This is a genomic window from Catenulispora yoronensis (assembly GCF_039531695.1).
In the GTDB taxonomy this organism is placed as follows: Bacteria; Actinomycetota; Actinomycetes; order Streptomycetales; family Catenulisporaceae; genus Catenulispora; species Catenulispora yoronensis.
Window position 1 is genome coordinate 135,814 of sequence record NZ_BAAAQN010000005.1, and the last position, 18,701, is coordinate 154,514.

At 71.9% G+C, this 18,701-nt stretch carries 22 protein-coding genes and 1 pseudogene; 17 read left to right on the forward strand and 6 right to left on the reverse strand.

Annotated features, from left to right (window positions below):
* Positions 1-1,080 (reverse strand): M48 family metallopeptidase, encoded by a 1,080-nt coding sequence (locus ABD481_RS05965; protein ID WP_344664504.1) that lies wholly within the window; start codon positions 1,078-1,080, stop codon positions 1-3.
* Positions 1,081-1,232: 152 nt separating this feature from the next.
* Between ABD481_RS05965 and ABD481_RS05970 the strand changes: the two genes are divergently transcribed.
* The 9 genes and pseudogenes from ABD481_RS05970 (at position 1,233) to ABD481_RS06010 (ending at position 9,178) form a co-directional block, all read left to right on the forward strand.
* Positions 1,233-1,409, forward strand: coding sequence for a hypothetical protein (locus tag ABD481_RS05970; RefSeq protein WP_344664505.1), 177 nt, complete (start codon positions 1,233-1,235; stop codon positions 1,407-1,409).
* Positions 1,410-1,548: 139 nt separating this feature from the next.
* Positions 1,549-1,713: a hypothetical protein gene (locus ABD481_RS05975; protein ID WP_344664506.1), complete on the forward strand. Its 165-nt coding sequence runs from the start codon at positions 1,549-1,551 to the stop codon at positions 1,711-1,713.
* A 38-nt stretch (positions 1,714-1,751) separates the two neighbouring features.
* Positions 1,752-2,411 carry a nicotinate-nucleotide adenylyltransferase gene (gene nadD / locus ABD481_RS05980; protein WP_344664507.1) on the forward strand — a complete coding sequence of 220 codons (660 nt, stop codon included), beginning with the start codon at positions 1,752-1,754 and terminating at the stop codon, positions 2,409-2,411.
* Positions 2,408-4,432, forward strand: coding sequence for an LCP family protein (locus ABD481_RS05985; RefSeq protein ID WP_344664508.1), 2,025 nt, complete (start codon positions 2,408-2,410; stop codon positions 4,430-4,432). The genes nadD and ABD481_RS05985 overlap by 4 nt, the downstream gene beginning before the upstream one ends.
* Positions 4,433-4,579: 147 nt before the next feature.
* A pseudogene (rsfS, locus tag ABD481_RS05990) lies at positions 4,580-4,990 on the forward strand (ribosome silencing factor); the annotation flags it as partial.
* Between the two features lie 230 nt (positions 4,991-5,220).
* On the forward strand, positions 5,221-5,841 hold the full coding sequence (locus ABD481_RS05995) for a histidine phosphatase family protein (RefSeq protein ID WP_344664619.1): 621 nt from the start codon (positions 5,221-5,223) through the stop codon (positions 5,839-5,841).
* A gap of 143 nt (positions 5,842-5,984) precedes the next feature.
* Complete coding sequence (locus tag ABD481_RS06000) at positions 5,985-6,413, forward strand: GNAT family N-acetyltransferase (RefSeq protein WP_344664509.1); 429 nt, start codon at positions 5,985-5,987, stop codon at positions 6,411-6,413.
* A gap of 99 nt (positions 6,414-6,512) precedes the next feature.
* Positions 6,513-7,787, forward strand: coding sequence for a penicillin-binding transpeptidase domain-containing protein (locus ABD481_RS06005; RefSeq protein WP_344664510.1), 1,275 nt, complete (start codon positions 6,513-6,515; stop codon positions 7,785-7,787).
* 71 nt (positions 7,788-7,858) lie between these two features.
* On the forward strand, positions 7,859-9,178 hold the full coding sequence (locus ABD481_RS06010) for a cytochrome P450 (RefSeq protein ID WP_344664511.1): 1,320 nt from the start codon (positions 7,859-7,861) through the stop codon (positions 9,176-9,178).
* Positions 9,179-9,196: 18 nt separating this feature from the next.
* Here the strand turns inward: ABD481_RS06010 and ABD481_RS06015 are convergent, their stop codons facing one another.
* Complete coding sequence (locus ABD481_RS06015; protein ID WP_344664512.1) at positions 9,197-9,706, reverse strand: NUDIX hydrolase; 510 nt, start codon at positions 9,704-9,706, stop codon at positions 9,197-9,199.
* Between the two features lie 31 nt (positions 9,707-9,737).
* Positions 9,738-10,067, reverse strand: a complete 330-nt coding sequence (locus ABD481_RS06020; protein ID WP_344664513.1) for a ribosomal protein L7/L12 — start codon at positions 10,065-10,067, stop codon at positions 9,738-9,740.
* A gap of 118 nt (positions 10,068-10,185) precedes the next feature.
* Here ABD481_RS06020 and ABD481_RS06025 point away from each other — a divergent pair, with 118 nt between their 5' ends.
* The 7 genes from ABD481_RS06025 to ABD481_RS06055 all read left to right on the forward strand — a co-directional run bounded on the left by ABD481_RS06025 (position 10,186) and on the right by ABD481_RS06055 (position 14,762).
* Positions 10,186-10,770 (forward strand): SigE family RNA polymerase sigma factor, encoded by a 585-nt coding sequence (locus ABD481_RS06025; RefSeq protein ID WP_344664514.1) that lies wholly within the window; start codon positions 10,186-10,188, stop codon positions 10,768-10,770.
* Positions 10,767-12,017: a hypothetical protein gene (locus tag ABD481_RS06030; RefSeq protein ID WP_344664515.1), complete on the forward strand. Its 1,251-nt coding sequence runs from the start codon at positions 10,767-10,769 to the stop codon at positions 12,015-12,017. Before ABD481_RS06025 ends, ABD481_RS06030 begins: the two co-directional genes overlap by 4 nt.
* Positions 12,018-12,072: 55 nt before the next feature.
* Positions 12,073-12,681, forward strand: a complete 609-nt coding sequence (locus ABD481_RS06035) for a uridine kinase family protein (RefSeq protein ID WP_344664516.1) — start codon at positions 12,073-12,075, stop codon at positions 12,679-12,681.
* 150 nt (positions 12,682-12,831) lie between these two features.
* Positions 12,832-13,422: a hypothetical protein gene (locus tag ABD481_RS06040; protein WP_344664517.1), complete on the forward strand. Its 591-nt coding sequence runs from the start codon at positions 12,832-12,834 to the stop codon at positions 13,420-13,422.
* Positions 13,423-13,493: 71 nt separating this feature from the next.
* Complete coding sequence (locus ABD481_RS06045; RefSeq protein ID WP_344664518.1) at positions 13,494-14,045, forward strand: hypothetical protein; 552 nt, start codon at positions 13,494-13,496, stop codon at positions 14,043-14,045.
* Positions 14,046-14,190: 145 nt separating this feature from the next.
* Positions 14,191-14,409, forward strand: coding sequence for a hypothetical protein (locus ABD481_RS06050; protein ID WP_344664519.1), 219 nt, complete (start codon positions 14,191-14,193; stop codon positions 14,407-14,409).
* Positions 14,406-14,762, forward strand: coding sequence for a hypothetical protein (locus ABD481_RS06055; protein ID WP_344664520.1), 357 nt, complete (start codon positions 14,406-14,408; stop codon positions 14,760-14,762). The genes ABD481_RS06050 and ABD481_RS06055 overlap by 4 nt, the downstream gene beginning before the upstream one ends.
* On the opposite strand, the gene ABD481_RS06060 is transcribed toward ABD481_RS06055, so the two are convergent.
* The gene (locus ABD481_RS06060; protein ID WP_425559117.1) at positions 14,744-15,490 is read right to left on the reverse strand and encodes a TetR family transcriptional regulator; all 747 of its coding nucleotides are present in this window, start codon (positions 15,488-15,490) and stop codon (positions 14,744-14,746) included. The two genes, ABD481_RS06055 and ABD481_RS06060, sit on opposite strands and share 19 nt — an antisense overlap.
* A gap of 129 nt (positions 15,491-15,619) precedes the next feature.
* A complete protein-coding gene (locus tag ABD481_RS06065; protein ID WP_344664521.1) occupies positions 15,620-16,036 on the reverse strand; it encodes a VOC family protein in 417 nt (138 codons plus the stop codon).
* Between the two features lie 58 nt (positions 16,037-16,094).
* Between ABD481_RS06065 and ABD481_RS06070 the strand changes: the two genes are divergently transcribed.
* Positions 16,095-16,544, forward strand: coding sequence for a MarR family winged helix-turn-helix transcriptional regulator (locus tag ABD481_RS06070; protein ID WP_344664522.1), 450 nt, complete (start codon positions 16,095-16,097; stop codon positions 16,542-16,544).
* Between the two features lie 111 nt (positions 16,545-16,655).
* Here the strand turns inward: ABD481_RS06070 and ABD481_RS06075 are convergent, their stop codons facing one another.
* A complete protein-coding gene (locus ABD481_RS06075; RefSeq protein WP_344664523.1) occupies positions 16,656-18,638 on the reverse strand; it encodes a cell wall-binding repeat-containing protein in 1,983 nt (660 codons plus the stop codon).
* Between the last annotated feature and the right edge of the window lie 63 nt (positions 18,639-18,701).

Genomic DNA, 18,701 nt, shown 5'->3' on the forward strand with positions numbered 1-18,701 from the left:
TCAGTCCTCGCCGTCCTCGCCCGCGCCGGCCTCCTCGCCGCCCCGCGTCGGACCCCACTTCCGGTACATCGTCTCGCCTATTCGGCTGCCGACCCCGGCCACCTCGTCGGCGAACCCCCGCACCTTCGACAGCAGCGGGTCGGTCGTCTTCTCGAAGTTCTCCTTGTACTGCGAGGCCGCCGCCTTGGCCTCCTCGCGCACGCTGGCCCGCTGGTCGTCCTCGCGGCGCGGGTACTCCCCGGCCATCACCCGCTGGTAGTCCCCGGACTCCACCCACCGCGTCAGCTCCAGCGCGCGGATCGAGGTGTAGGGGTGGGTGCGGCCCTGCAGGTTCAGCAGCTTCAGCACCGACTCGCGGACCCCGCCGCCGCCCTCGTGCTCGCGGGCCTGCTCCAGGAACGCGACCGGGTTCATCTCGGCCAGGTGCGAACCGCCGGCCAGCTTCATCAGCGACCGCATGGCGGCGTCCAGGTCCTGCTCGACCAGCAGGCCGGCCCGGTCGCAGGACAGCTCGGCCTTGCGGTACCACTCCAGCAGGGCGTTGATGAACATGTCGATGCCCCACTTGCCGACCGGCATCCAGGTCAGCTTGGTGGCCAGGTTGGTCAGCCAGAACAGCATCGTGCGGTACACGGCGTGGCCGGACAGGACGTGCCCGGTCTCGTGGCCGATGACGAAGCGCATCTCCTCCTCGTCCATCAGCTCGTACAGGCCGGTGGACAGCACGATCGCCGGCCGGTCCATGCCGATCGTGAAGGCGTAGGGCTGCGGGTTCTGCACCACGTACAGCTCCGGCAGGAAGCCGAGGTCCAGCACGTCGACCGAGTCCTGGAGCATCGCCTGGAGCCGCGGGAACTGCAGGTCGCCGACCTTGACCCCGTCGGCCAGCAGGGACAGCCGGATCTTGCGCTCGTCGATGAAGCCGGACAGCTTGCGCAGCAGGATGTCGAAGCCGTCGATCTTGCGCAGCGCCACCAGCGCTGTGCGGTCGGCGGGGTGTTCGTACGCCCGGGAGCTGATTCCCGGGAACCGGCGGCGGTTCCGCTCCGGTGAGTTCTCCGACCGTTCGCGTTCCGGCATGCCTGGAACCCCCTTGAGAAGTGTCTTGAGCTCACAGTAGCCCCGACGGTGTCCCCGTAGGATCCCCCGGCGGCGGGGCTGGGAGCCTTACTAAGGTGGGACGTGCGGGCCTGCCAGCGAGTTCCCAAGGGGCGGGGCGTACTGTGGGCGGCATGCGTTTGGCACAGACCCTCTACCTCGCGGATCCGACCAAGCTGCCGCCGCACAGCACCGGTCCGCAGACCGCCGGCTGGCTGCGGTGGTTCTTCGTCGGCACGGTCGCGCTCATCATCGCGATCGCCTGGCTGTGCCTGCGCGGCTACCGGAACAAGGACTCCGAGGGCCAGTAGCCCCGGCGCCCCCGGCACGGCTCGGCAGCGTCCTGAAACCGGGCCGAAACCCGGCGAATAGCCCGCGCGGCTGACACCGGCGGACTTGGCGCCCACCCTGCCGGGGTCGCGTGTCCCGGCACCCCCTATGCTGGCCACCATGGTCAGCTATCACTCCGCCGTCCACGCCGCGAACGCCCTCCTCGCCGAGGGGACCGACGGCAAGGAGCACCCGGGCATCAACCCGCCGCTGAACGGCGCGATCGTGCTGGGCGTCCTGCTGGTTCTGCTGTTCATCACCACTCGCCTCAACAGGGACCGGTAGTCCCACCGCCCGCCCCCGACCGGGTAGGGTGACCCGCCATGACCACTCCTGTCCCGTCCCGGCCGCAGGCCGCGCCGCCTGAGCGCCGCCGGCGCGCGCGGCTGGGCGTGATGGGCGGCACCTTCGACCCCGTGCACCACGGCCACCTGGTCGCGGCCAGCGAGGTCGCGAGCCTGTTCGGGCTCGACGAGGTGGTGTTCGTCCCCACCGGGCAGCCCTGGCAGAAGTCCGACCGCCGGGTCTCCCCGACGGAGGACCGGTACCTGATGACGGTGATCGCCACCGCCTCCAACCCCCGGTTCTCGGTGAGCCGGGTGGACATCGACCGCGGCGGGCCCACCTTCACCATCGACACGCTGCGCGAGCTGTCGGCCGAACGGGGCCCGGACACCGACCTGTTCTTCATCACCGGCGCCGACGTGCTGGAGCAGATCTTCTCCTGGCGCGACGCCGAGGAGCTGTTCGACCTCGCGCACTTCATCGGCGTCACCCGGCCCGGCCACCAGCTGGCCGACCCGGGCCTGCCGCCGGGGAAGGCCTCGCTGGTGGAGGTGCCGGCCATGGCGATCTCCTCCACCGGCTGTCGCGAGCGGGTCCGGCACGGCGAGCCGGTGTGGTACCTGGTGCCGGACGGGATCGTGCAGTACATCAACAAGCGGGGGCTCTATCGGGACACCCCTGGGACAGGGACGACATGAGCTGGCCGGGGGAGAACGATCCGCCGACCGGGGGCGGTGGCGGACGCGGACGGCGGCGCCGCGCCGACAGTCCCGCGGAGGACCCGCACCAGGCGGCACAGAGTCCGGGCGGAACCGGACGGCGCGGTTCGGGGGAGTTCGAGCGGCCGGCGGAGTACGTCGCGCGGGCCGAGCAGGAGGCGGCGGCCTACGACCAGTCCGGTCAGTACGACCAGTACGACCAGTACGGCGGGTACGCGGAGCCGGCCTACTACCAGTCGGGGACGTATCAGCCGCAGGACTCGTACCAGCCGGCTCCTGATCCGTATCAGCAGCAGAGCTTCTATCAGCGGGATTCCTATCAGCAGGACTCCTACCAGCAGCAGCCGCAGGCCCCTTACCAGGCGCAGTCGTACGGCTACGCGAGCCCGGGTTATGCCGAGGCCGAGGCGCCCGCCGCGTACGGGAGTCCCAACTCCTCCGGCTTCTATCAGCCGACAGTCCCGGCCCAGCAGCCTTCTTACGAGCAGCCCGCTCCGTCGTTCGAGCAGCCGTCGTTCGAGCAGTCCGCTCCGTCCTACGAGCAGCCGTCCCATGAGCAGCGGCTCCCCCCGATGCCCGAACCGGTCGTCGTACCGGAGAAGGAACCGGAGGAGAAGGACAACGACGGCGAGATCTCGAACTGGCTCCACTTCCTCGAAGGCGACAGCCGGGCCGACCGGGCCCGCCGCCGCCGCGTCCGGCTGATCTCCGGCGCCGTCGCGCTGGTGCTGCTGGTCGTCGCCGGCGTCGGGTCGTGGCTCCTGTTCGGCGGCGACGACGGCGCCAAGGCCACCCAGACCACCGTGCTGCTCCAGGTCAAGGACGCCGACGGCAACGCCGTCGGGAACGTGGTGCTGGTCGCGGCCAAGACCGAGGTGGCGGGCGGCACCGACGCCAAGGCCCGGGGCGCGGCGCTGCTGATCCCGGCCGAGCTCACCGTGGAGTCCACGGCGCTGGACAGCCAGCCCTTCGGCGGCGCCATGCCGACCACGTCCCCGGCCGGCAAGGACGCGCTCAGCGCGCTGATCGGCGTGGACGTCGACGGCGTGTGGTCGCTGGACCCGCTGACCTTCGCCTCGCTGCTGAACAACCTCATCGGCGTGACCATCGACGTGGACCCGGCCTCGGCCGCGGCGGTCCTGGACCCGTCCGGCCGGCCGGTGTTCCAGCCCGGCAAGCAGGACATGACCGGGGACAAGGCCGCCTACTACGCCACCTACCGCCCCAAGGGCGAGGCGCCGGCCAAGCAGCTGGCCCGCTTCGGCCAGGTGGTGGACGGCATGCTGGCCCGGATCCCGAAGCAGGCCTCGACCACCGCCGCCGTGCTGGACAGCCTGGCCGCGGTGCCGGACCCGGCGCTGCCGAACGACCGGCTGGCCGCGATCCTGACCGCCCTCGGCGGCGAGGAGCAGACCAAGCGCTTCGACCAGCAGGCGCTGCCGCTGCGCGCCGACGGCTCCGGCGTGATGGACCTGGACGCCGCCTCGGGCGTGGTCAAGCAGCTGCTCGGCGGCGCCGCCCGGGCCAAGGACCAGGGCGGCCTGACCCGGGTCTCGGTGGCCGACGGCACCGGCCGCGCCGACACCGTCACCAGCCGCGCGATGGCCGCCTCCAAGCTGCTCGGCTACGGCTACACGCCGGTGGACCAGGGGGTCGCGGCGGGGACCCCGACCACGTACGTGCTGGTGCCGAACCAGGACGCGACCTCGGTCGGCAAGCAGGTGGCGCTGGCGCTGGGCCTGGCCGAGACCGAGGTCCGGGTGCAGCCCTTCGACACCACGCTCACCGATGTCCGGGTGGTGCTCGGCGCCGACTGGACCCAGATCGGGCAGGTCCCGGCCGACCAGGCGCCCTCGCCCTCGGACACGGCGCCCGCGGCGAACGCCTCCGGCTCGCCGTCGGCGTCGGCCGGCGCGCCGAGCGGCGCGGACACCGGCGGCAAGTCCAGCAGCGGCAAGGCGAGCACGTCGCGCAAGCCGACGTCGAGCAGCACGCGGTGAGCGGTCGGCAGTGAGCGGCCGGCAGTGAGCGAGCGCCTGGGAGCGGTCGGCCGGGAGCGAACGGCTGTGAGTGACGGCCGGTGTGCCGACGGCTCATGAGATCCTGGTAATAGCCCCGCAAGCAACCACGAACGGAAGACACCCCTCATGACCGCAACCGACCGTGCCCGGGAGCTCGCCATCGCGGCGGCCCAGGCGGCGTCCGACAAGGTGGCCGACGACATCGTGGCGTACGACGTCAGCGATGTCTTCGTGATCACCGACGCCTTCGTCCTGGCCTCCGCCAACAGCGACCGCCAAGTGCGCGCGATCGTCGACGGCATCGAGGAGCGGCTGCTGGAGATCGGCGCCAAGCCCGCCCGCCGCGAGGGCGAGCAGGAGGGTCGCTGGGTCCTGCTGGACTACATCGACATCGTGGTGCACGTCCAGCACGCCGAGGAGCGCACGTACTACTCGCTGGAGCGGCTGTGGAAGGACTGCCCGCTGATCGAGCTGCCGGACTCGGTGACCAACGGCCGCAACGAGCGGCCGACGCCGGCGGCCGGTGCGGCGGCCGACGCGGCCGCGGCCTCCGGGCGGGTCGACGACGGGCTGATCGACGAGACCGAGGCCGAGGCCGACCACGGGATCGACGAGGAGCTCGGCCACGAGGCCGACGCCGATGACGATGCGGACGCCGTCGCCGCCGGACCGGACGCGTGAGCAGGAGCGCGAGCGGCATAGAGCCGACCGAGACCGCCCCCGCGGGGACCGGCCACGACCGCCGTCCGTCGGCGGACGCGCGCCAGGTGGTGCTCTGGCGCCACGGCCGCACGGCGTGGAACCTCGAGCGCCGCTTCCAGGGCCAGACCGACATCCCGCTCGACGAGGTCGGCGTGGCCCAGGCCGAACGTGCCGCCCGGGTCCTGGCCGGCCTGGGCCCCAGCGTCATCGTCGCCTCCGACCTGATCCGCGCCACCCGCACCGCCGAGGCCCTGGCCCGCCTCACCGATCTGCCGGTGAGCCTGGACGAGGGCCTGCGCGAGACCTACGCGGGCCGCTGGCAGGGCCTGGACGACGACGAGATCCGCGCCCGCTACGCCGACGAGTTCGAGGCCTTCCGCCGCGGTGAGCGTATCCGGCGCGGCGGCGGCGAGCTGGAGAGCGAGGTCGCCGAGCGGGTGGTCCCGGCGATCCTGCGCGGCCTGGAGAAGGTCCCGCCCGGCGGCGTCCTGGTGGTCGCGACCCACGGCGGCGCGGCCCGCGTCGCGCTGGGCCGGATGATGGGACTGCCGGAGGAGCTGTGGGGCGCCCTCGGCGGGCTGTCGAACTGCTGCTGGTCGGTCCTGGGCGAGGCCCGCAACGGATGGCGGCTGCTGGAGCACAACGCCGGATCGCTGCTGGAGCCGGTGATCGGGGACGACGAGTAGCGTTCCGGGGCTGACGAGCGGCGTCCTGGGGACGATGAGCAGCGTCCCGAGGACGACGAGCAGCGTCCGCGCCGACGAGCGGCGGGGTCCGGATCACGGTCCCCGGTTCCGGCGGCCCGCGCCGCCGCCCTAACCTGGCCGGCATGGCCGAACCGATCCTCCGCCCCGCCGCCCCGGCCGACCTGCCCGCCGTCCTCGGTTTCTGGCAGGCCGCCGCCGAGGACGCGCACCGTCCCGCCGACTCCTCCCGCGCCCTGGAAGCGCTGCTGGCGCGCGACCCCGACGCGCTGATCCTGGCCGTCGACGCCGAGTCCGGCGATCTGGTCGGGACCGTCATCGCGGGCTGGGACGGCTGGCGCTGCCACGTCTACCGGCTCGCCGTGCACCCCGGCCGGCGCCGCGAAGGCATCGGGCGGCGCCTCGTCGCGGCCGCCGAGGACCGGTTCCGCGCCTTCGGCGGCACCCGCGCCGACGCCATGGTGCTCGACGAGAACACCCTCGCGCACCACGCCTGGCAGGCTGGCGGCTACGCACCGCAGCCCGAATGGTCACGCTGGATCAAGGCTTTGTGAGCAACGCGACACCGGCCCCGCCACCCCGGAGGCGGGGATCCGCCGAACGAGTGAGAGAGTGCTTTCTGACAGTTCGTCACGGGGATCGGGGGCACTCTTATGCGCACGTCCAGGAAACCGCTGCTGATATCCGGGCTGGCGATCGGCGTCGCGGGCGTCGTCGCGCTCGCCGCCACGGCCTTCAGCGGCGGTGATTCGTCGGCTGACAAGTCAGCCCGCACAGCGGCGACCGGCACCGGTACCAGCACGTCCACGACCGGCACGTCCACGACCGGCACTCCCAGCGGGTCCGCGCCCGACGGCGCCGCCTCCGGGTCCACGTCCCCCGCCGCCCCACCGTCCGCGACGGACTCCACGCCCGCTCAAGGCGCCACGCCCGGCGGACCCGACTCCACCGGCGCCTACGCCTCCGACGGCGTCACCCCGCTGTCGCAGTTCCCGAGCTTGGCGCGGGTCGACGACGCCCTCCCGGCCGGGGAGCGGACCGTCACCACCATCGACGCGCGGTACCAGCGGGCCGCCGCCACCGCGGTGTCCAGCCACCCGGACTCCGGCATGGTGGTCCTGCGGCCCAGCACCGGCGCGATCCTCGCGATGGCCTCCCAGGGCCTGCCCTACCTCGCCTACAGCGCCGAGCGCGCCCCGGGCTCCACCTTCAAGGTCATCACCGCCGCCGACCTGCTGCGCAACGGCCTGACCGAGTCCAGCCCGGCCCCGTGCGTGGCGGTGGACAAGAACGGCATCCACAACGACACGCCCGACCTGGTCAACGCGAAGGCCACGCTGGCCTGGGCCTTCGCCCACTCCTGCAACACCTCCTTCACCGGGCAGCTCGGCGTCCTGTCGGACAGCCCGCTGTCCAAGGAGGCCTCGACCTACTTCGGCCTGAACCAGAAGTGGGACCTGGGGCTGGGGCCGCAGACCTACGGCACCGAGACCGACGCCCAGGTCCCGCCGGCCACCGACGGCACCTTCGCGCGGGAGATGATCGGGCAGGGCGGGATCACCGTCTCGCCGCTGATCATGGCCTCGGTCGCGGCCACCGTCGAGGCCGGGACGTTCCACCAGCCGTACCTGGTGCCCGGGACCAAGCCGACGGCGACGGCCCGCGCGCTGGACTCCGGCGTGGCCCGGCAGCTGCGGGACATGATGCGGCAGACCGTGACCGACGGCACCGCGGCCTCGCTGCGCGGCGTGCCCGGCGTCGCGGCCAAGACCGGCACCGCCGAGACCGGCACGGCGAACAACGACAGCTGGATGATCGCGTACCAGCCGAGCAGCGACGTCGCCGTCGCGTGCCTGGTGGAGGGCGGCGGGCACGGCGACGACGAGGCCGGTCCGGAGATCGCCGCGATGTTCGGCGCGCTGAAGTAGGACGAGCGGGGCCCGGCCCGCCGGGGGTGTCAGGGCTTTCCCCTGACCTCCCGGTGCGGCACGCTGGACCGGTGACCGTGGAGATTTTCCAGCCCCGGACCTACACCCACGCGGTCCCCTACGAACGCTTCGCCGAACTGCGCCGCACCACCCCGGTCTGCTGGATCGACGAGCCGGCCGTCGGCCCGTGGCCGGCCGGACCCGGCTACTGGGGGGTGTTCGCGCACGCCGACGTGAAGCGCGTGCTGCGCGACTCCGACACCTTCTCCTCCCACCTTGGCGGCACCCAGATCCGCGACCCGGAGACGCCCGAGGACCTGCGGTTCGTCCGCGCGATGATGCTCAACCAGGACCCGCCGGACCAGTCCCGGCTGCGGCGCGTCGTCGCCGCCGCGTTCACGCCCCGCGCGGTGCGGCAGCTGGAGGAGACGATCGCCGACCGGGCCCGGGAACTCGTCGCCGCGGCCGTGGACCGCGGCCGGGCCGACTTCGTCGACGTCGCCGCCGACCTGCCGGTGTGGACGCTGGCGCGGATCATGGGCATCCCGGACCGGGACCGGCGGCTGCTCTACGACTGGGCCAACCGAGTGATCGGATATCAGGACGCCGACTACGCCGGGCTGAGCACCGCCGACGCCGAGGCGCTGAGCCCGCTCGGACGCGAGGCGCTCGCCGTGCGCCCGGCGTCGATGACGCGGCCGGACGGGCGGCCGCTGAACCCGCGCTCCCGGGCCGGACTGGCGGACATGTACGCGTACGCGCACGGGCTGGCGACCGGCGACCGCGCGGGGGAGGACGGCGACCCGCGCACCGAGAACCCTGAGAACGGCGGCATCGTCGGACGCCTGCTCGCCGAAGGCCTCACCGACGACGAGTTCGAGAACATGTTCTTCCTGTTCGCGGTGGCCGGGAACGAGACGCTGCGCAACGGCATCCCCGGCGGCCTGCTGTGTCTGCTCCGGCACCCCGACCAGTTCGACCGGCTGCGCCGCGATCCGGAAGCCCTCCTCGGTCCCGCGGTCGACGAGATGCTGCGCTTCTGGCCGCCGGTGATGCAGTTCCGGCGCACGGCGACGTGCGACGTCACGCTCGGGGGCCGGGAGATCCGGGCCGGGGAGAAGGTCGTGGTCTACCACGCCTCGGCGAACCGGGACGAGAGCGTGTTCCCCGACCCCGATCGCTTCGACATCGGCCGCACGCCGAACGACCACGTCAGCTTCGGCTTCGGGCCGCACTACTGCCTCGGCGCGCACCTGGCGAAGACGCAGATGCGTGCGATGCTCGGCCAGGTGGTCGCACGGATGCCGGGCATCCGCCTGGACGGCGATCCGGTGCGGCTGACGTCGAACTTCCAGAACGGTTTGAAGCACCTGCCGGTGCGGTGGGATTAGTCGGCGGGACTGGTGGGATTAGTCGGCGGGACCGGCGGGCGGGGGGCTGGTCGGCCGGGACTGTCCACCTGTTCCGAGCAGCGCTTCCAGCCGGTCGATGAACGCCGCCTGCGCGCTGTTGATCTTCTCGCGCGCCGCCTCCGGCCCGAACCACTCGGCCCGGTCGACCTCGGGGAACTCCCGCACCACCCCGGACCGCGGCGGCCATTCGAGCTCGAACATGTTGCTGACCAGCACCGTCACGTCGAAGTCGGCCTCCACGGCCCACGCCGACACGACCTTCCCGCTCTTTTGGCGCACCGAGCCGAGCTCCACCAGCTGCGCGGCGTCGACCTCCGCGCCGGTCTCCTCGCGCAGCTCCCGCACCGCCGCCGCGACCGGGTCCTCGTCGGCGAGGAACTCGCCCTTGGGGATCGACCACCAGCCCAGATCCCGCTTCGTGAACAGCGGGCCGCCCGGGTGCACCAGCAGCACCAGCGGTTCGCCGTCCTTGATCCGATACATCAGAATGCCCGCGCTGCGTTTCACTCTGGCAGTATCGACCAGCGCGGCCGTTCCCTCACGCAGCCGGCCAACGGCCCGCGGGACAGCGTGGCGGCGTTGACCAGTTCGCACATGGCTCGGGGCTGACGGGAATGGCATCGGGCGCGATCTGCCGCGCGCACCCGCTGCACGACAGAACGGCCTCGCCGCCGGCCGCCTGGATGCGACCTGCGGCCTCGATGGCGATGTCGAAGCGGGTCGGTTCCAGCAGGACGGTCGGCAGCGATTCGAGAAGCTGGCTGCTCTGCCACGCACTGAGGTCGGTCACCGCTCGAACCGCCTGGAGCAGGTCCGACCTCCGACCGCCGGCCCGGGTCAGCATCACGCCGAATTCTGGCTGCTCCACGCTTTCCCCCGGACGGTCCGATGCTCGAAAATCCCTGAGCACCCTGCATATCAGACGTGCAACCTTCCGTGGACCGCGTGGCCTCTCCAGGGATATGGGGAGCAGGGGGGAGGCGGCGTTGAGCCAGATCGATCCCGTCGGCGGGGTGTCGCCGGAGTCGGCGGTGTCGCCGGTGCAGCCGGTGTCGCCGGAGCTGCCGGTGCCGCCGGACCGCGACACCGAGTTTCGCGACTTCATGCTCGGCCGCTGGCCCACGCTGGTCCGGTTCGCGTACGGACTGACCGGTGATCGCGGCCATGCCGAGGACCTCGCCCAGACCGCGCTGGCCAAGGCCTACTCCGCGTGGGGCCGGGTGCGCGCGGCCGAGGACCCGGACGCCTACGTCCGCAAGATCCTGATCAACCTCAACCATCGCCGCTTCCGCAGTCCCCGCGTCCCGGAGCGGTTCACCGCCGTCGTGCCGGACCTGGCGGTCGCGGACGGCACCGGCTCGCTCGACGAACGCTCGGCGCTGGTCGCGGCACTGATGGAACTGCCGCCCAAGCAGCGCGCAGTCGTCATCCTGCGCTACTGGGACGGCTTCACCGAGGCCCAGACGGCGACCATCCTCGGCTGCTCCGTGGGCAATGTGAAAAGCCAGGCCTCGCGGGCGCTGGCGAAACTGCGGACGAGCGCGCAACTGCGGGACGGGAGCCTGGCGTGACGAACGAGAACTGGACCGCCGAGGCCGATCCGGCGGGTGTGATCGGCCTGGCCGACCTGACTGAGCGCCTGACCGCCGACCTCGGGGCCTTCGACGTCGGCTCGGCGCCGATCGGCCCGGTCATGGGCTGGGGCACGGCGATGAAGAGGCGCCGCCGCGCAGTGCGGGCAGGCGTGCTCTCCGCGGTGGCGGCGGCAGGCGTGGCCCTGCCCTTCGCGCTGCGCTCCCAGCCCGCCGACGTCCCGCCGCCCTGGACCAACCATCCGGTGACGGCCCACCACACGGTGACGGTCGACGAGCCGCAATCGGCGACGAACGGCCTGCCGGTCTGGTCCGGCTCGGTCGACGGAGTCCGCTGGACGGCGCAGCCGATGACCTCGTCCTCAGGCGTGGTGATGGCCCCAGGGCTGTCGCTGATCTGCGGCACCGTCGACTTCCCGTGCTTGAACCCGAACCCGGGCCAGTACGTCCCCAAGCCGGCCGGTATCGAGGAGGCCTCCTACGGCTCGGACCTCGACACCTATCTGATCGGGATGGAATCGACGGTGACCGCCGTCGACGTCCACCTCGACGACGGGACCGTCCTCCGCCTCCTGCCGGCGGCCTACGCCGGACAGGGCCTCGCGATCCTGCGGCTTCCCCGCGCCTACCCGGTCGCCCGAGTGGTCGCCCACCAGCCGTCCGGAGACCAGACCGCCATCGCGCTGAACGTGCCCGGCCACGCCCTCTCCTGGGGAGCCTGGTACCCGGACGGGGCCGTCCCCGACGTGCCGACAGCCTCCGGCGTCATCGCGACCCGAACCGGCCACGACAAGTCCTACCTGGCGGACAAGGTGACCGCCTACGTCGGCCCCTTCGGCGTCTACCTGGACGAAGGCTCACTCTCACTCGGCCCATCGAAACCAGCCCCCCACAACGGCCTCGACATCCGCGCAGCCCTCGACGAACTCCAGCTGAACCACAGCTCCGCCTGGGCCGCCAACGAGGTCTCCACCGCCGTGGACCACATCGTCCTGGAATACCCGGACGGCACCCACGAACAGGTCACCCCGGTAGTGATCGGCGGCATCCACTTTGCCGCGTCCTTCCTGCACCTGGACCGACCACCGTCCCGCGCGGTGTCCTACAACGCCGCAGGCGGGGTGATAGCGGTGAGCGACGCAGAGCACGATGTGGGTGCTGCTACCGATTCCAGTTCGGCGACTTCGGCCACCTCGTCCAGTTCGCCCACTTCGGCTGCTGGGTGAGGGGGCGTCTCAGCACGTCGTCGATCGGCGCAGCGACGGGAGCGGCGCGGCCGGTATGGTGCGAGCCATGTCTTCGGATATTGAGACTTTCACCGAACTCGCAGCCCGGATTCTGGCGCGCCCCGCGCGGTGCGGGCCGGTGCGGCTGATCGCGATCGACGGTCCCGGCGGTGCGGGCAAGAGCACCTTCGCCGCCCGCCTGGCCGATGGTCTGGGGCAGGCATCCGTAGTGCATACCGATGACTTCGCCTCCTGGGACAACCCGCTGAACTGGTGGCCGCGTCTGGAACAGCAGGTCCTGCAACCGCTGGAGGCCGGGCACACAGGCCGGTTCCAACGCTACGACTGGGACCGTCGCGCCCTCGCCGATTGGCACGAGGTCCCGGCCGTCGGCGTGGTGATCCTTGAAGGCGTCTCCAGCGCTCGCCGAGCAGTTGCGCAACGACTGACATACGCGGTGTGGATTCAGGTCGATCCGCAGGTACGGCTGCAACGCGGTCTTGAGCGCGACGGACAGGAAGCCCTGGGCCTGTGGCAGGGATGGATGGCCGATGAAGATCGGCATTTCGAACAGGACCAGGCGGCCCAGCGCGCCGACCTGCTCGTCGACGGGGACCCGCGGATTCCCCACGACCCGCGATCGGACTTCGTTCGCAGCCGCTGAACACGACGAGCGCGGACAGACCCATGAGACGTGACCCAGGAGGGAGCGGCAATGGCTGAGGACGGCACGGTTGAGGAGGTGCGGGAGCTCCTCCCGCTGCCGGAGCGGCCGCAGGGCGGCAAGGGAGTCCTCCGGCGGAATCTGAGGGAGTTGATCCGGCTGCTCGGGATCGAGGTTCCTCCCGAGTCGGAAACCGGTAAGTGGAGTCATGTCGCGGGGCACGCGTTGCGCGAGGCCTTCATCAGGCGGTCGGGCGGGCTGTCAGAGGACTTCTTCGAGCCGTTGATCGGCGCTGCTGTCTACGAGCCGGACCCGAGCTTCAACCGTTGGTTCGTCGAGCCGGCGATCAACGCCTTCGGACGTCGCCGCGTCCGCGTGGAGCTGCTGACCTTTCTGCGAACCGGCACAGACCGGGAGCGGGCAGGTTCGGCGCGGGCGTGGTACTGGACGGGGCTTCCACTGCGGCACCAGAAATTGCGGGCCGGCACTCTTGCCGAGGAGATGGACGACGGGGCGGACGAGGCACTCGACGTCGTGACAGCCTGGCGTGAGGCCTCGCTGCGGGAGTTCGTGGGCAACGAGAATCTGGACGTCCGCCGGTGCATCCTGCCCGGGCTTCGCCTCGACCCGGAGTCCTACCCGCCCGAGGTTCGAGCTCTGGTCGACACCGCGGTGGCGATTGCCCGGTCTCATCCTGACGAGTACATCCGTCACCGTGTCGAGATCCAGGTCCACCAGTGACCGGTTTTGAGTCGAGGCAGTTTCGGTCCAGAGACGACGACGGCGCCTGGCGCGGCGATGAGCGTCATCGGATGCTGGCTGAGGCGCTAGATCGGTTCGGCTTGTGGGATCACCTGCCGGTTGAGCAGCGGAGAGCCGCCTTCGCCGACGTCGCGACCGGCTGCTATCCGCTGGATTTCGACCTCCTCTACGAGCAGGTCGAGTTCTGCGCGGACGGGGAGAATCTCTCCGAAGGCGGTGTTGAGCGGTTCCTGGCGAGCCTTGCGCCGGCCTTGGTGCGCCACGGGGTGTCGCTGCAAGTCGAACCGGTGGAGTTCTCGGCCCCGGACGTCGGCGACTACGTGGTGTCGATCAACGGCCTTCGGTGCGTGGTCTGGCGGGGAGTGGAGTGCCAGGACGGTAGTGACACGTGGACTATGGCGACCACTCGCCCGTTGGCGGTCGTCAACCAGTTGCTCGAAGATGCCGCAGCATCCCCGGTGCGGGCTCACACCCTGTACGCAGGCGGCAATGACGGCCTCGTGTTGCTGCTGAACCCGGGTATCGCCGAGGCCATGCGCGCCAGCGGCCTGTTTCCGGACCACGAGGTTCCCGCGCTTGCGAAGGGCGATGTCCCTTCGTGACCTCTGACTGCGATTGGCTGCGATCTCGGTGTCAACTACCGGATCAAAGTACCGCCTACCAGCCACGCGACCCGAAACCGCCATCACCCGCCTGTTCCGTCCCGCCCGCTTGATGCGAACGTTTGTTCGAGTAAGATCCGGAGGCGTGGAACCCCTCATCCCCCTTGCCCGAGCGGTGGCGTCCGAAGTCGATCGGCTCGACGCGTTTCCCGCCGCCGTTCACATCGATCAGCGGTTGGCGGTGGTCGTTGTGGAGGGGTTGGCCGGCCCGGACGTGGCGGCGCGGCTGCGGCACGCGTTGGGGCGGGTGCGGCTGCGGGTGGAGGAGGACGGGGCCGGGCGGCTGCGCGTCTACCCGAATTGAGCGGGCCGTGGCGGGACGCGCGGCGGTTGCAGCGGCCGCCGAAGGACGCCAAGCGGGTGGAGCCGCGGGAGAACGCGATCTGGGTCAGGATCGGCGGGCGGTGGTATCCGGGGCATGTGCAGTGCTGGTTCACGCTGCGCGGGCGGTGGGCGTGTTGGCTGGCGTACCAGGCCGATCCGGCGCATCCGACCGTCGCGGCGGTGTGGGGGCTGTTCGCCTATGAGCCGGCGGCGATCGTCAGCCGGTCGGAGTATCCGAACCCGCCCGAGAACCGGAACCCGCCCGGGTACCCGAACCCGCCCGAGAACCGGAACCCGCCCGAGAACCGGAACCCTCAGTCCAGGGCGTCCTGAACCCGCTGCACGACCCGCCACATCGGCGTCCCCCGCCGCGCCACCACCACCATGACGTCCTCCTCGGCCTCGCCCCCGCGCGGCGCCGCCGCCACCTCGTCCGAGTACGTGGCCAGCACCCACTCCAACGCGTGCTCCACCTCCTCGGCCGGGTCGCCCCGGCCGCCCGAACGCAGCCAGCTGCGCAGCGCGTGGTTGTGCGCCGCGACCACCGCCGCCGACACCACGTCCGCGCGCAGGCCGCCGTCGGCGCGCCCCGCGTACCGGGCCCGCAGGAAGGCCGCCAGTGCGCTCTCGTAGCGCCGCACCACCGCCAGCTCGTGGGTCCGCAGGGCCGGGACTTCGCGGGTGAGGCGGTAGCGGGCCAGTGAGAAGGCCGGGTCGGCGGCGTACATCGCCACCACCATCCGGGCCGCGTCGCAGACCCGGGCCACCGGGTCCTGGCCGAAACCGGACTCGTCGGCCAGGAACTCCGACATCCGCCGCAGCGTCCCCTCGTGGTCGGGGAACACCACCGACTCCTTGGAGGGGAAGTACCGGAAGAACGACCGGCGCCCCACGCCGGCCCGCGCCACGATGTCGTCGATCGTCGTGGCGTCGAAGCCGCGCTCCCCGAACAGCGCCACCGCCGCCGCGACCAGCGCGTCCCGCATCCCCGAGCGCGCCTCGCCCCGGCTCGGGGCGCGGCCGGGTCCGGAACCGGGCGCGGAGGGGTCAGGGGTGGACATGGGTGGACGGTAACACCGCCCGGAACACCTCTCGACCCGGGTGCGGCGGGCGTCACACCCCCACGGGCGCCTGTGGGCCCCCGCCGCAGGTCCGGCCGCTTCCCGCCGCAGGTCCGGCCGCCTCCCGCCTCAGCCCTCGTACGACTGGAGCTCGATCAAATGCCCCTCCGGGTCCCGCAGATGCGCGGTCCGCAGCGTCGGCCCCCAGTCCGGCCGGTCGGTGGCCGGCGCGACCAGCGTCGCCCCGTGCCGCACGCACAGCTCGGCCCCGGCGTCCACGTTGTCGACCCGGCAGACGAACATGACGCCGTCCCGCGCCGGCCCACCTTCACCAGGCGCTCCGCCGCCGTCCCCCAGAACCCCCGCAATCCCGGCGCGCGCGAACAGCACCAGGACCGCCTGCTCGTCGACATCCCAGTTCGCGTAGTAACCGTCGGCCGTCCCCTTGACCAGCTTCGCCCCGACCAGCTCCGGCAGCACAGCCTGGTAGAACTCGAACATCTCCGGGAAGCGATCCACCAGCAGCCGAGGATGCAGCGCGTCCATGAGCCCTCCAAAAATCGTGGGTGTAAACCCATCATGGGTTATCGCCTATAGTCATACCATGGACGACCCGCAGGCGCTCCCACCCTCGCTCACCGCGCTCACCACCTATCTGCTGTCCCGCACCGGCAAGACCGCGCGGTCCCTGCTGGCTGGGCGGTTCGCCGAGCGCCGCCTGCGCCTGTGGCACCACGCGGTCCTGGCCGCGCTGTCCGACTTCGGCCCGCACGCCCAGCGCGAGCTGGCCGTCCGCCTGGCGGTCGACCCCAGCGACATCGCGAAGATCCTCGACGAGTTGGCCGGGGACGGCCGCGTCGACCGGGTCCGGGACCCGGCCGACCGGCGCCGCGTGACCGCCACGCTCACCGACGCCGGCCGGGCCCTGCTGGCCGAGCTGGACGCGGAGGCCGCCGCGGTCCAGGACGAGGTGCTCGCACCGCTCAGCACGGACGAGCGCGATCAGCTGAAGACGTTGCTGACCAAGGTCTTCACGCATATGTCCGAAGACTGATTTCCGCCCCGGGGACGCGACGGCACAGCAAAGGGCCGGGAGTCGCAAAGAGACTCCCGGCCCAGCGGCCGCCCGACAGCGCGGCCTCCAACCCCGGCTACATCGAGACCACTACGGCAGCGAAGGCTGCGACCGGTTCACATACCCGTCCCACCCCCCGGCCCCGGCCACGCCGTTCGCCACCGAAGCCTGCGCGGCGTCCGACACGACCCGCGTCCCGCCGAACACCACGATCTCCTTCACCGCCGCCGAGTTCGTGCTCAGATACGCCCGCTCCGACGCCGGGATCCCCGACGCGTCCGTCAGCAGCAGCGGCCCCGGGTGCGCCCCGAGCAGCGCCCCGCCGCCCAGCGCGTCCGGCCAGTTGCCGCCGACGGCCAGGCCGACCGTCCGCGCCGGGTACGGCCCGCTGTAGAAGAAGTTCGCGAGCTTCGCCGCCGTGTCGAACCGGTCGACGCCGCGCAGCTGGTTGGCGATGGGCAGCGTCGGATACGCGGTCTTCAGCGCGTCGCTGCCCTGCACCCCGACCCCGAGCAGGATGTCGCCGGCGTGGTAGTGCGCGGCCAGGTAGTCGCGGGTCGCGGCCGGCAGCGTGCGGTCCGAGCTGAGCAGCACCACCGCGTCCGGATTGGCACCGGCCGCAGCCCCGGCGGCGAGCGCGTCGGGGAAGTTCACGCCGGTGCCGACCAGGAACACGTGCGGCGTCGGCGCGCTGTTCTGGGCGATCGCCGCCGCGGTCTGGTACCGGTCGCCGCCGCTGATCCGCTTCGGCACGAATCCGAGGCCTGCGACGTCCGAGAACACCCGGTCGGACAGCGCGCTGGTGCCGCCGAGCAGGTAGACCGTCGAGCCCGGGGCCAGCACCCGCTGCAGTTCGGCCTTCACCGCCGGGTCCAGGCCCGCGGTCCCGGTCAGCAGCAGCGGACCGTTCTTGTGCGCGGCCAGCGCGCCGCCGGCCAGGGCGTCGGCGAACAGGTCGGACCGGGACAGCACCGCGGCCCCGGCCTGCCGGCCGCCCTTGCCGTGGTCGTTGAACGCCAGCTGCGAGGTGGCGATCGAGGTTCCGACCCGCTCGGCGCCGGCCACCCGGTCCACCTGCACGCGGGTCTGCGGACGCCACGCCAGCGCCGCCGTGAAGTGGTTCACCGGGGCCGGGGCCGCCGCCAGCGCGGTGATCGTCCCGCTCGCCAGATCGCGCACCACCGCGTGGTCCGAGAGCGACCCGGCCGTGGCCGAGTCCAGCTTGCTGTAGGCGAGCTTCTTGCCGTCCGGCGAGAACGCCATCTCCTCGAAGGACACGGTGGTGTCGAGGGCGTGGACGGTGTGCGCGGGCAGGTCGATCAGCTTGAGCGAGTTGACCGACGGATGCGTCGGATCGCTGAACTGTACCGCCAGCCTCGATCCGTCCGGGGAGACCGCGATCCCGGCCGCGACCGGCGCCGCCGCGGTGCCGTCCACGATCGGCGTGACCGCGGCGTCCCCGGGATGCCAGCTGACGACCCGGAACGGCGACCCGGCCGACTCGTCCCGGAAGTAGTACGTGCCGTTCTGGTCCACGTCGAAGTGCGAGACCACGGCCCCGGCCGCCCCCGGCACGGCCACCGGCCCGGAGGTGCCGTCCGGATGCAGCCGCCACAGCGTCAGGTGCGAGGGCAGCGTGGCGGTGTCCTCGTGCACGAAGGCGACCGTGCCGTCCGGCAGGTACTTGGGATGGGTGAAGCGGATGTGCGAGCCCGCGGTCGGCGTCAGCACCGTCACGGTGCTGCCGTCCGCGTTGTAGATCCCCAGCACGCCGTCGTCGTCGGCGATCGCCACCCGCTTGCCGTCCGCCGACCACGACATGCCCTGGGCCGGCTTCAGCGGCAGCGCGACGGCCTGGTCGCCGGTGCCGGTCTCGGAGACCGCGTGGTACTCGGCCGTCGCCGAGTACCCGTCCCGCTCGTAGTACAGCGACCCGTTCGCCGCCCCGGGAACCGCGGCCGAGGCCTGCGCCGGCGCCGCGACCAGCGCCGATGCCAAGCCGCTGACGACTCCGAGCCCGGCCGCGACGCCCCAGGCGCCGTTCTTGCGCAGGGCCCGACTGCTCTTTGACACTGTTGATCCCCCTCGGGAAAACACGCGCCCGAAAATGCCAGAGCCCTTGTCTAGCGGGGGATC